We start from the raw sequence: 11786 nt of genomic DNA, 5'->3' as shown, positions 1-11786 counted from the left end.
GGATCCTACAAACACGCAGGCGTCAGGCCACCTGCCCGTCGGCGCGCCGTCACGGTGTGTTCGACCGTGGTGACGATGGAGCGGCCAATCTGCCCAGGAGCAGCGCCAGTTGCAGCACGAACCGCTCCCGGGGGACCACCGGGTTCCAGCCGCAGACCTCGCTCACCCGGCGCAGCCGGTACCGGACGGTGTTGGGGTGGACGAACAGCGCCCGCGCGCAGCCCTCCAGCGACGCGCCGTGCTCCAGGTAGGACGTCAGCGTCTCCAGCAGCGCACCCTGCGCCGCCGCCAGCGGCCGGTGCACCCGGTCCACGAGCGCCCGCCGCGCCGCGACGTCCCCCGACAGCGCCCGCTCCGGCAGCAGGTCGTCCGCCAGCACCGGGCGGGGGGCGCCGGGCCACGCCCGTGCGGCCACCACCCCCGCCAGCGCAGCCCGCGCCGAGCGCCCCGCCAGCGGCAGCGCCGGCACCTGCGGGCCCACCACCACCGGCCCCGGCCCGAACGCCGACTCCGCCAGGGCCGCGGCCACCTCCAGCGGGTCCGCCACCGCCCCCAGGACCACCACCAGCCGCTCGCCCTGCACGCCCACGAGGCAGTCCCCGCCGGCGCCGCGGACCACCCGCCGCACCCGCGGCACGACGCCGTCGACGTCACCGGCGCTGCCCGCCACCACCGTCGCGGCCGCGTCCAGGTGCCAGCCCAGCGCCGAGGCGCGCGACCCGATCGTCTCCTCGGGATCCCCGCGCAGCACGGCGTCCACGACCAGCGCCTCCAGCCGCGCGTCCCAGGCGCCGCGCGTCTCCGCGGCCCGGGCGTAGACCCCCGCGGCGCCGAAGGCGACCTCCCGGGAGTAGCGCAGCAGGGCCTCGCGCACCCGCGGCAGGTCCTCACCGGTCACGACGGCGTCGACCCCCTCCTCGCAGGCGTCGATCGCGGTCCGGACCAGCTCCACCGTCTGCTCCAGCGTCACCGCCCGCGTCAGCTCCCGCGGCGCCGTGCCGAAGACGTCCGCGCCCGGCACCACCGCCACCGAGGGGTCCTGCAGCCAGCGCATGAACGACGCGAACCCCGCCTGGGCCACCAGCGACACCCACGAGCGCTCGCTCGGCGGCAGCGCCCGGTACCAGGGCAGCGAGCCCTCCATCCGGGCCGCGATCGCCGAGCCGAACGCCGAGCTCGCGGCCTCCAGCCGGCGCACGGTCTCCACCGAGAGGGCGGTGCGGGCCGGATCCACGGGCGGGCAGCGTAGTGCGCCGCCCCCGGCGCTCCCTCGCCGCCCGCACGTCCGTCCCGCGGCCCTCACGATGCGCGAGGCCACCGTCACCCGTCTGGGCTAGGGTTCGAGCGCCTGGACGACCACCGCCACCTCGGCACAGCCGACGGAAGGGGACGCATGGGACTGCTCGACCGCCTGCGCCGCAGGTCCGCACCACGCGGTGCGCGAGCGGGGACGGACGCCCCCGCCGGACCGGCCTCGCAGCGGGCCCGGCGCGCACAGGGATCCACCGCGGCGCCGGTCGTCACCGAGGCCGGCCTGCGCGAGGCCCTGCGGGAGGACCCCAACGACGGGGCCGCGTTCTCCACCCTCGCCGAGCTCGTGCGCACCCGCGCCGCCGAGGGGCACGAGGCCCAGCAGTCGGGCGACCCGCAGCGCGCGGCCGACAACGCCGTGTGGGCCACCGCGGAGGAGCTCGCGCAGAGCCCCCGCGCGTGGCGGCCGCTGCTGGAGCTGGCGCGGCTCTCCGTCGCCGACGACCGCGACGGGGCCTTGCGCCGCCTCAGCATCGCCGCCGACCGCGACCCCAGCGGCGTGGCGCTGGCCGAGGGGCTGTCGATCCTGCGGGACGCGGGCATGCCCGACGAGGCCCTCAGCCTCGGGGTGGGGCACTGGCGGCCCCGGGAGCACGACGTGGAGGCGGGCCGCCACCTCGTCGCCGCAGCCGTCGACTCCGGCCGCTACGGGGAGGCCCGCCGGCACCTGCGCGCTCTCGGAGAGCACCCCGACCGCGGCCGGGTCGCCCCGCTGCTGCGTGAGCTGGAGGAGCAGATCGCCCGGGCGGACCGCTCCGGGCGCTGATCCGCCACCCACCCCGGGCCTCAGCCCTCAGCCCTCAGCCCTCAGCCCTCAGCCCTCAGCCCCGGAAAGGACCCTTTCCGGGGCTGACGCGCGTCCTGGAGCCGGAAAGGACCCTTTCCGGGGTCCAGGGGCCGTCTCCGACCCCGGAAAGGGTCCTTTCCGGGCGCGAGGGCGGGAGGGCGCGAGGGCGCGGGGGGCCGGGGGAACGGGTGGACGTGCGAGGAGGGCCGGTCCCGACGGGGACCGGCCCTCCTCGGAGGCGCTCAGCGCAGGGTCACGACTCGCCGCCGGCGTTGCCGGAGCGGCCGGCCCGCACGTCGTGCAGCCGGTACTTCTCGATCGCGTGGCCCGGAGCGCGCCAGTCGCCCTCCCCGCGCTTGGCGATCATCTCCAGCGCGCGCACCACCACCGACGGGCCGTCGATGTGGAAGGCCCGCCGCGCCGCCGGCCGGGTGTCGGAGAAGCCGAAGCCGTCCGCGCCCAGGGAGGCGAAGTCCGTCGGCACCCAGTTGCTGATCTGGTCCTGCACCGCGCGCATGTAGTCGCTGACCGCCACCACCGGCCCGGAGGTCTCCTTCAGGCGCCGCGTCACGTACGGCACCCGTGCCTCCTCACCTGGGTTGAGGAAGGTGTGCTCCTCGCACTCGATGGCCTCCCGGCGCAGCTCGTTCCACGAGGTCACCGACCACACGTCCGCCGCCACGCCCCAGTCGTCGCGCAGCAGCTGCTGGGCCTCCAGCGCCCACTGCACCCCGACGCCCGACGCCAGCAGCTGCACCCGCGGCCCGTCGTTCTCGGCCCGCGAGATGCGGTGCATGCCCTTGAGGATGCCCTCGACGTCGACGTCCTCCGGCTGCGCCGGCTGCACCATCGGCTCGTTGTAGACGGTGATGTAGTAGATGACGTTCTCGGCGTTCTCCCCGTACATCCGGCGCAGGCCGTCGCGGACGATGTGCCCGAGCTCGTAGCCGTACGCCGGGTCGTACGTGACGACCGCCGGGTTGGTCGACGCCAGCAGCGGGGAGTGCCCGTCGCCGTGCTGCAGCCCCTCACCGGTCAGGGTGGTCCGGCCGGCCGTGGCCCCGATGAGGAAGCCCCGCGTCATCTGGTCCGCCGCCGCCCAGATCGCGTCGCCCGTCCGCTGGAAGCCGAACATCGAGTAGAAGATGTAGATCGGCACCATCGGCAGGCCGTGCGTGGCGTAGGAGGACCCGACGGCGGTGAACGCCGCGGTGGCCCCGGCCTCGTTGATGCCGACGTGGAGGATGCGCCCCTGCGGGGACTCCTTGTACGCCAGCATCAGGTCGCGGTCGACGGACGTGTACTCCTGCCCGTGCGGGTTGTAGATCTTCAGCGTCGGGAACAGGGAGTCCATCCCGAACGTGCGCGCCTCGTCGGGGATGATCGGCACGACCCGCTCGCCGAACTCCTTGTCCTTCATGAGGTCCTTGAGCAGGCGGACGAACGCCATCGTCGTGGCGATCTCCTGCTTGCCGGAGCCCCGCTCGACGACCTTGTACGAGTCCTGCCCCGGCAGGTGCAGGGCGGAGCTGGTCGTGCGCCGCTGCGGCACCGGGCCGCCGAGGTCGGTGCGGCGCTTGCGCAGGTACTGCACCGTCTCGTCGCCGTCACCGGGGTGGTAGTACGGCGGCTGGTACGGGTCGCGCTCGAGGTCCTCGTCGGAGATCGGGATGCGCAGGCTGTCGCGCAGGAGCTTCAGGTCCTCCAGCGTCAGCTTCTTCATCTGGTGGGTGGCGTTGCGCCCGGCGAAGTGCGGGCCCAGCGCGTAACCCTTGATGGTCTTGGCGAGGATCACCGTCGGCTGGCCGTGGTGCTCGGTCGCGGCCTTGTAGGCGGCGTAGACCTTGCGGTAGTCGTGCCCGCCGCGCTTGAGCTGCCAGATCTGCTCGTCGCTGAGGTTCGCCACGAGCTTCGCGGTCCGCGGGTCGCGGCCGAAGAAGTGCTCGCGGATGAAGGCGCCGTTCTCCGCGCGGTACGTCTGGTAGTCCCCGTCGGGGGTGGCGTTCATGAGGTTCACGAGCGCGCCCTGGGCGTCGGCCCCCAGCAGCGGGTCCCACTCCCGGCCCCACACGACCTTGATGACGTTCCAGCCCGCACCGCGGAAGAACGCCTCCAGCTCCTGGATGATCTTGCCGTTGCCGCGGACGGGCCCGTCGAGGCGCTGCAGGTTGCAGTTGACGACGAACGTGAGGTTGTCCAGCTCGTCGTTGGCGGCCACGTGCGCCAGGCCGCGCGCCTCCGGCTCGTCCATCTCGCCGTCGCCGAGGAACGCCCACACGTGCTGCTGGGAGGTGTCCTTCAGGCCGCGGTTGTGCAGGTACTTGTTGAACTGCGCCTGGTAGATGGCGTTGATCGGGCCGAGGCCCATCGACACCGTCGGGAACTCCCAGAAGTCCGGCATGAGGCGCGGGTGCGGGTACGAGGACAGCCCGCCGCCGGTGTGCGAGCGCTCCTGGCGGAAGCCGTCGAGCTGGTCCTGCGTGAGGCGGCCCTCGAGGAACGCGCGGGCGTAGACGCCGGGGGAGGCGTGCCCCTGGATGTAGATCTGGTCGCCGCCGCCGGCGTGGTCCTTGCCCCGGAAGAAGTGGTTGAAGCCGACCTCGTAGAGCGTCGCGGAGGAGGCGTAGCTGGACAGGTGCCCGCCCACGCCGATGCCCGGGCGCTGCGCCCGGTGCACCATGATCGCCGCGTTCCAGCGGATCCAGGCGCGGTAGCGGCGCTCGACCTCCTCGTCGCCGGGGAACCACGGCTCCTGCTCCGGGCCGATGGTGTTGATGTAGTCCGTCGCCGTGAGGCTGGGGACGCCGACCTGGCGCTCCCGAGCGCGCTGCAGCAGCTGGAGCATGAGGTAGCGGGCCCGGTTCTGGCCGCGCTCGTCCACCACACCGTCGAGCGAGGCGAGCCACTCCGCCGTCTCGTCCGGGTCGATGTCCGGCAGCTGGCTGGGGAGCCCGTTGAGGATCGGGCCGGGGTTGGCGGCGCCGCTCCTCGAGCCTGCTTCGTCGCGTCTGGCCACGGTCGTGGTCCTCCCGCTGTCGATGGGGACAGTCCCGCGGTCCGCGGGGTCACCCACCTAGGCTAGGCGTCCGTGCTCACGACTGTCCTACAGGTCCGCACCGGCGGCCACCAGCGCGTCGTCGACCTCACCGACGAGTGCGCCTCCTTCGTCGCCGGAGCGGGTGGCGCACCGCCCGACGGGCTGCTCAACGTCTTCGTCCCCCACGCCACCGCCGGCGTCGCCGTCCTGGAGACGGGGGCGGGCAGCGACGAGGACCTGCTGCGGGCGCTGGAGGAGCTCCTGCCGTCCGCCGGGCCCGGCGGCGGGGGCTGGGTGCACCGCCACGGCAGCCCCGGCCACGGCCGCGACCACGTGCTGCCCGCGATCGTCGCCCCGACCACCACGGTGCCGGTGCTCGGCGGCCGCCTCGCGCTGGGGACGTGGCAGAGCATCTGCCTGGTGGACACCAACGTCGACAACGCCGTCCGCGAGGTGCGCCTGTCGCTGCTCACGGGCTGAGCGGGCGCCGTCCGCCCGCCGGACCGCTCAACCCGTCACGGTGATCCGGTGGGCGCCGGCGTAGGCGTTGGCGCGCGGGGGCCGCACGAAGCCCAGCAGGGTCATGCCGCTCTCCCGCGCCAGCTCCACCGCCAGCGACGAGGGCGCCGAGACCGCGCAGAGCACCGGGATGCCGGCCAGGGCGGCCTTCTGCACCAGCTCGAAGGAGGCGCGCCCGCTCACCACGAGCAGGCAGGAGCGCAGCGGCAGCCGCTCCTCGCGCAGCGCCCAGCCCACCACCTTGTCCACGGCGTTGTGGCGGCCGACGTCCTCCCGCACGCACAGCAGCTCCCCGTCGCGGTCGAACAGCCCGGCCGCGTGCAGGCCCCCGGTCCGCTCGAACACCGCCTGCGCGGCCCGCAGCCGCCCGGGCAGCTGCGCCACCAGGCCCGCGGGCACCCGCACGTCGTCCCCGTGCAGGTCGTGGCGGCTGCGCCGGCGGACGTCCTCCACGCTCTCGGTGCCGCACACCCCGCACGCCGAGGTGGTGGCGAAGGAGCGCGCGGGCAACCCGCCCAGCAGCGGCGAGCCGGGCGCCGGGGTGACCTCCACGACGTTGTAGGTGGGGGAGCCGTCGGGGCCGGTGTCGGTGCAGTGCCGCAGCGCCCGCACGTCCTGCGCCGAGTGCAGCAGGCCCTCCGCGTGCAGCAGGCCGAGGACGAGGTCGAAGTCGTCGCCGGGGGTGCGCATGGTCACCGTCAGCGGCTCCCCGCCGACGCGCACCTGCAGGGGCTCCTCGACGGCGAGCGTGTCGGGGCGCTCCGCCGCGCTGCCGGCCTCGGCGTCCAGCCGCAGCGTCCGCACCCTCGTCGTCACGCGTCCCATGGGGCCACCCTCGCCCACCGCGCGGCCGTCCGCACCCGCCCGCGCCCCGGGCCCCGCAACCCCCGGCGCCGGCCCTGCGGCGACGGCACCCGGACGGGTCAAGACGGCGCCGCAGCGGTGGCGGGGCACCTTGCGCCGTGGTGGGATCTTCTAGTGCACTACCTTCGTCGGACGGGCGGTCGAGGAACGGCTGCCCGTCGCGGGCGGGGTGGCTGGGCGGAGGGCCGCCGCAGACGCCGGCCCGCCGATGACGACAGAGTTCCGACGGTGTCGGGACCGGGACGAAGGGCGAGGACTCGTGGGTGCGACCGCGGACCCTGCGGCTGACCAGACCGCGGTGGCCAAGCTGGGCTTCAAGCACGGCCAGGTGGTGCAGGAGCTGGGCTACGACGAGGAGGTCGACCAGGACTTCCGGACGGCCGTGGAGGCCGCCATCGGCGGTGAGCTGCTGGACGAGGACGCCGACGAGGTCGCCGACGTCGTCATCTGCTGGTTCCGCGACGGCGAGGGCGACCTCGTCGACGCGCTGGTGGACTGCTCGCCGAACCTCGCCGAGGGCGGGATCGTCTGGCTCCTGACGCCGAAGAAGGGCCGGCCCGGGCACGTGCCCGCCGGGGAGATCGAGGAGGCCGCACCCACCGCCGGGCTGCACGCCACCACCAGCGTCAGCGCCTCCGGGGACTGGGCGGGCACCCGGATGACGACCCCCAAGGGCTCCCGGCGCTGACGTGAACGCGACGGCCGCGGCGGGCGTGCTCCCCGCCGGCGCCCCCGTCCCGGACGTCGAGCTCGTCGACCAGCACGGCCAGCGGCTGCGCTGGTCGGAGCTGTGGGAGGGGCAGCACGCGCTGCTGGTCTTCTACCCGTTCGCCTTCTCCCCGACCTGCACGCGGGAGCTCGACGAGCTGGCCGAGGACCTCGCCGCCTTCGACGCCGCCGCCGTGCAGGTGGCGGGTGTCTCCTGCGACCCGGTGCCGGCGCTGCGCGCGTTCTCCGACGCCCGCGGCTACCCCCTGCCGCTGCTGTCGGACTTCTGGCCGCACGGCGCCGCAGCGCGCGCGGTCGGGGTCTTCGACGGGGGGCGCGGCGTCGCCCGGCGCGGCTCGCTGCTGGTCGATCCCGCCGGACACGTGCGCTGGTCCGCGCTGCAGGAGGACCGCGCCGGGCGCCCCGCCGGGCTGCACCGCGCGGCGCTGGAGGCGCTCCCCGCCCCCTGACGGGCGCGACCCCGGGCACCCGCGGACGACCACGGCCCCCGTCGTCGCGACGCAGGCCGTACCCTCGCCTGCACGCACCCCGCAGGGACGCGGCCGGTGCGAGGGCCTGTAGCTCAGCTGGTAGAGCACCGCGCTTACACCGCGGGTGTCGTCGGTTCGAACCCGGCCGGGCCCACCGCCGCGGCACCGTCCGCCACGCCCGCAGCGGCCGGTGCCGCTAGGTTCAGCCGACGTGACGGCCGACGGGAACACGCCCCTGCTGCGCGACGTCCTCGCGGTGCTCGAGGACCTCTACCCCGCCCGCTGGGCCCAGCCCTGGGACGCCGTGGGCCTCGTCTGCGGCGACCCCGACCAGCCCGTGCGCCGGGTGCTGCTCGCGGTCGACCCGGTCGCCGAGGTCGTCGAGGAGGCCGTCGGTTCCGGCGCCGACCTGCTGCTGGTCCACCACCCCCTGCTGCTGCGGCCGGTCACCTCCGTGGCCGCCACCACCGCCAAGGGCCGCGTCGTGCACCGGCTGCTGCGCGCGGGCTGCGCCCTGCACGTCGCGCACACCAACGCCGACGCCGCCAGCCCCGGGGTCTCCGACGCCCTCGCCGCAGCCCTCGGCCTGCGCGAGCTGGAGCCGCTGCAGCCGCTGGCGACCGAGGCGCAGGACACCCTCGTCACGTTCGTGCCCGTGCCCGACGCCGAGCGCGTGCTCGACGCCGTCGCCGCCGCGGGCGCCGGGCGCGCCGGCAACTACGAGCGGGCCGCCTGGAGCACCACCGGCACCGGGACCTTCACGCCGCTGCCCGGCGCCGCCCCCGCCATCGGGGAGGTCGGCCGCCGCGAGCACGTGGAGGAGGTGCGCCTGGAGCTCGGCGTGCCGCGGGCCCGCCGCCGCGCGGTGCTGGCCGCGCTGCTGGCCGCCCACCCCTACGAGGTCCCCGTCGCCGCCTTCACCGAGCAGGCGGGGCCCGACCCGGTGCGCGGCATCGGCCGGGTGGGTCTCCTGCCGCAGCCGGTTCCGTTGCGCGCCTTCGCGGAGTCGGTCGCCGCGGCGCTGCCGGCCACCGAGCAGGGGGTGCGGGTGGCCGGGGACCTCGACGCGCCGGTGCAGCGCATCGCCGTCTGCGGCGGCTCCGGCGACAGCCTGTTCGGCGAGGTGCGGGCCGCCGGCGCCGACGCCTACGTCACGGCCGACCTGCGCCACCACCCGGCCTCCGAGGCGAGGGAGCACTCCGGCGCCCGCAGCCCCGCCCTGGTCGACGTGGCCCACTGGGCGAGCGAGTGGCCGTGGCTGGCCGACTGCGCGTCGCGGTTGCGGCAGGGGCTGGCCGAGCGGGGCTCTACGGTGGACCTCCACGTGTCCACCACGCGCACCGATCCCTGGACGGCGCGCGTCCCCAGCCGAGGAGAGTGACCGGCGGATGCCTAAGGCCCCCGCGATCGACCAGCAGCGGCTGCTGGACCTGCAGGGCGTCGACACCCGCCTCGCCCAGCTCGCCCACAAGCGCGCCACCCTGCCCGAGCAGGCGGAGCTCGACGGGCTGCTGCGGCAGCACCGGGCGGTCTCCGACGAGGCCGTCGCCGCCCGCACCGCCGTCTCCGACATCGAGCGGGAGGTCGCCAAGGCCGAGGCCGACGTGGCCGTGGTGCGCCAGCGCTCCGACCGCGACCGCAAGCGCCTGGAGTCCGGGCAGGGCAGCCCCAAGGACCTCGAGGCGCTGCAGCACGAGCTCGTGAGCCTCGCCCGCCGCCAGGGCGTGCTGGAGGACGCCGAGCTGGAGGTCATGGAGCGGCTGGAGGCCGCCCAGGAGCGCGCCGCCGCGGCCGAGGCCCGCCTCGCCGAGATCGCCGTGGAGGTGCGGGCCGCGGAGAGCCGCCGCGACGAGGTCCTCGCCGGCATCGCGCAGGAGGAGACGGCGGCCAAGGCGCGGCGGCAGGCGATCGCCATGGGCATCGACGCCGGTCTCATCGCCACCTACGAGAAGCTGCGCAGCACCCGCAGCGGCGTCGGCGCGGCGATGCTGCGGGCCCGCCGCTGCGAGGGCTGCCACCTGGAGCTGAACACCGTCGACATCAACAACCTGCGCGCGGCGGCACCGGACGAGGTCGTGCGCTGCGAGGAGTGCGGCCGCATCCTCGTGCGGACCCCCGAGTCCGGGCTGTGAGCCGGCCGCACCCGGCAGCGGCCTCGTCGGTCGCCGGTCCCGCGACCGGCCGGCGCCCGTGAGCGCCCGCCGTCTCGTCGTCGAGGCCGACGGCGGCTCCCGGGGCAACCCGGGTCCGGCCGGCTTCGGCGCCCTGGTGCGCGACCCCGCGAGCGGCGAGGTCCTCGCGGAGGTCGCCGAGGCCATCGGCACCGCCACCAACAACGTCGCGGAGTACCGCGGGCTCATCGCGGGGCTGCGCGCGGCCGCCGAGCTGGACCCCGGTGCCGCCGTCGAGGTCCGGATGGACTCCAAGCTCGTCGTCGAGCAGATGTCCGGGCGCTGGAAGGTCAAGCACGAGGACATGCGCCGCCTCGTCGACGAGGCCCGCACGGTGCTGCCCGGTGGGCGGATCACCTACACGTGGATCCCGCGCGCGAAGAACGCCGCCGCCGACCGGCTGGCGAACGAGGCGATGGACGCGGCCGCCGCCGGACGCTCCTGGCAGCGCGCGGCGGGCGCCGCTCCCGCCGCGCCACCGGCCGCACCGGCGGCCGACGCGGACCCCGGCGAGCCGGTCACCCTGGTGCTGGTGCGCCCGGGCTCCACCCCGCTCACCGAGGAGCGGCGCCTGTCCGGCCGGGGCGGCGACGACCCCGCGCTGAGCGAGCGGGGACGGGCCGAGGCGGCCGCGGCGGCGACGTCGTGGGAGGTCTCCCACGCCGACGTGATCGTCACCTCCACCCTGCGCCGGGCCCGGGAGACCGCCCGCCTGCTGGCCGCCGCCCGCGAGGTGGAGGTGCTGCCGGACCCGGCCTGGGACGCCCCCGACCTGGGGGAGTGGGAGGGGCTGACGGCGCCGGAGGTCACGAGGGCCTGGGCCGCGGAGTTCGCCGCCTGGCGCACCAGCGCCGCGGTGGCCCCTCCGCAGGGGGAGTCGCTGGACGCGGTGGCCGCCCGGGTCGCGCAGGCCCGCGAGCGCCTCGTGCGGCGCTGGGCGGGGCGCACGGTGGTGGTGGTGACCCACCTCGACCCGCTGCGGCTGCTGCTGCGCACCGCGCTGGACGCGGGCCCGGCGGCCCACCGGCGACTGCGTGTGGACCCCGGTTCCCGCTCGGTGCTGCGGCTGTGGGCCGACGGCGGCGCCGAGGTCTGGGCGGTCAACCGGGCCTGAGCGGCCCTCCGGACCCGCCGCCCACCCGGACGCGCAGGGTGCTCAGGGCGCCTCGACGTCCAGCACCCACGCCCGCCCGGCGCGCGCCGGCGGGTGCAGCTCGGCCCGGAAGGCGTCCGCCACCGCGTCGCGGACCTGCTCCACCGTGCGCGGAGCCCGGCCGGGCCGGGTCAACAGGTGCCGGGCGAGGAGGCCGCGGGTGTGCTTGGCGCTGTGCGAGACCACCCTGCCGTCCTTGCTGACCCGCACCGCCACCGTGCGCGCCAGCACGTTCGGGCCGGGCTGCCAGGCGGCGGCGTAGGCGGCGGAGCGGCAGTCCACCACGACGTCCTGCGGTGCGAGCGCCGCCGCCAGGTGCGGCCGCCAGAACGTCGCGAGGGGGCCGACGCCGGGCAGGTCGGTGCCCATCGAGAGGCGGTAGTCGGGGATGCGGTCCAGGGGGGCCAGCGCACCCCACAGCGCGGAGACCACCAGCACGCGCCGCTGCGCCGGGGCGGGCAGCGACGGCAGGTCCAGGGCGTCGTAGAGCACGCCGCGGTAGACCTGCGCCGCGCGCGCCGCGGGGCGGGTGCGCAGGCTCGTGTTGGCGGCCACCACCTCCGCCAGCCGGGGCCCGGCACCCAGCAGCGCCGCCGCGTCCGGCCGGGCGGAGACGGCGACGAGGGCGTCCAGCACCTGCTCGCGGGCGGCGGTGAGCTGCGGGGAGGACAGCGCGGGCAGGTCGACGGGAGCGCCGCGCCGGGGCCCCCACTTGGTCTCCGAGGGCGGCAGGACGACGAGCACG

At 76.1% G+C, this 11786-nt stretch carries 11 protein-coding genes and 1 tRNA gene; 8 read left to right on the top strand and 4 right to left on the bottom strand.

The window, feature by feature from the left end; genetic code table 11:
• Positions 1-49: 49 nt before the first annotated feature.
• Positions 50-1234, bottom strand: coding sequence for a PucR family transcriptional regulator (locus CLV92_RS10530; protein ID WP_245886684.1), 1185 nt, complete (start codon positions 1232-1234; stop codon positions 50-52).
• 159 nt (positions 1235-1393) lie between these two features.
• On the opposite strand from CLV92_RS10530, the gene CLV92_RS10525 reads away from it, so the two are divergent.
• A complete protein-coding gene (locus tag CLV92_RS10525) occupies positions 1394-2077 on the top strand; it encodes a hypothetical protein (RefSeq protein WP_211291030.1) in 684 nt (227 codons plus the stop codon).
• 274 nt (positions 2078-2351) lie between these two features.
• Here the strand turns inward: CLV92_RS10525 and aceE are convergent, their stop codons facing one another.
• On the bottom strand, positions 2352-5114 hold the full coding sequence (gene aceE, locus CLV92_RS10520; RefSeq protein ID WP_104432755.1) for a pyruvate dehydrogenase (acetyl-transferring), homodimeric type: 2763 nt from the start codon (positions 5112-5114) through the stop codon (positions 2352-2354).
• Between the two features lie 72 nt (positions 5115-5186).
• Between aceE and CLV92_RS10515 the strand changes: the two genes are divergently transcribed.
• The gene (locus CLV92_RS10515; RefSeq protein ID WP_104432754.1) at positions 5187-5615 is read left to right on the top strand and encodes a YjbQ family protein; all 429 of its coding nucleotides are present in this window, start codon (positions 5187-5189) and stop codon (positions 5613-5615) included.
• Positions 5616-5642: 27 nt separating this feature from the next.
• Here CLV92_RS10515 and fdhD read toward each other — a convergent pair whose 3' ends face one another.
• Positions 5643-6479 carry a formate dehydrogenase accessory sulfurtransferase FdhD gene (fdhD, locus tag CLV92_RS10510; RefSeq protein WP_104432753.1) on the bottom strand — a complete coding sequence of 279 codons (837 nt, stop codon included), beginning with the start codon at positions 6477-6479 and terminating at the stop codon, positions 5643-5645.
• A gap of 298 nt (positions 6480-6777) precedes the next feature.
• On the opposite strand from fdhD, the gene CLV92_RS10505 reads away from it, so the two are divergent.
• From CLV92_RS10505 to CLV92_RS10480, 6 genes are all read left to right on the top strand, one after another.
• Positions 6778-7206 (top strand): DUF3052 domain-containing protein, encoded by a 429-nt coding sequence (locus tag CLV92_RS10505; protein WP_104432752.1) that lies wholly within the window; start codon positions 6778-6780, stop codon positions 7204-7206.
• A 1-nt stretch (position 7207) separates the two neighbouring features.
• Positions 7208-7696, top strand: a complete 489-nt coding sequence (locus CLV92_RS10500) for a redoxin domain-containing protein (RefSeq protein WP_211291029.1) — start codon at positions 7208-7210, stop codon at positions 7694-7696.
• Between the two features lie 102 nt (positions 7697-7798).
• Positions 7799-7871, top strand: a tRNA-Val gene (locus tag CLV92_RS10495).
• Positions 7872-7928: 57 nt separating this feature from the next.
• Complete coding sequence (locus CLV92_RS10490; protein WP_104432751.1) at positions 7929-9098, top strand: Nif3-like dinuclear metal center hexameric protein; 1170 nt, start codon at positions 7929-7931, stop codon at positions 9096-9098.
• Between the two features lie 7 nt (positions 9099-9105).
• On the top strand, positions 9106-9849 hold the full coding sequence (locus CLV92_RS10485) for a zinc ribbon domain-containing protein (RefSeq protein WP_104432750.1): 744 nt from the start codon (positions 9106-9108) through the stop codon (positions 9847-9849).
• A gap of 58 nt (positions 9850-9907) precedes the next feature.
• Positions 9908-11002 (top strand): bifunctional RNase H/acid phosphatase, encoded by a 1095-nt coding sequence (locus CLV92_RS10480; RefSeq protein WP_104432749.1) that lies wholly within the window; start codon positions 9908-9910, stop codon positions 11000-11002.
• 42 nt (positions 11003-11044) lie between these two features.
• Here CLV92_RS10480 and CLV92_RS10475 read toward each other — a convergent pair whose 3' ends face one another.
• Positions 11045-11785 (bottom strand): YaaA family protein, encoded by a 741-nt coding sequence (locus CLV92_RS10475; protein WP_104432748.1) that lies wholly within the window; start codon positions 11783-11785, stop codon positions 11045-11047.
• Position 11786 lies beyond the last annotated feature (1 nt).

The sequence above is a fragment of the Kineococcus xinjiangensis genome (assembly GCF_002934625.1).
Lineage (GTDB): Bacteria > Actinomycetota > Actinomycetes > Actinomycetales > Kineococcaceae > Kineococcus_A > Kineococcus_A xinjiangensis.
Note: the sequence above shows the minus strand (reverse complement) of the source record. Positions and strands in the feature narration are given on the sequence as shown.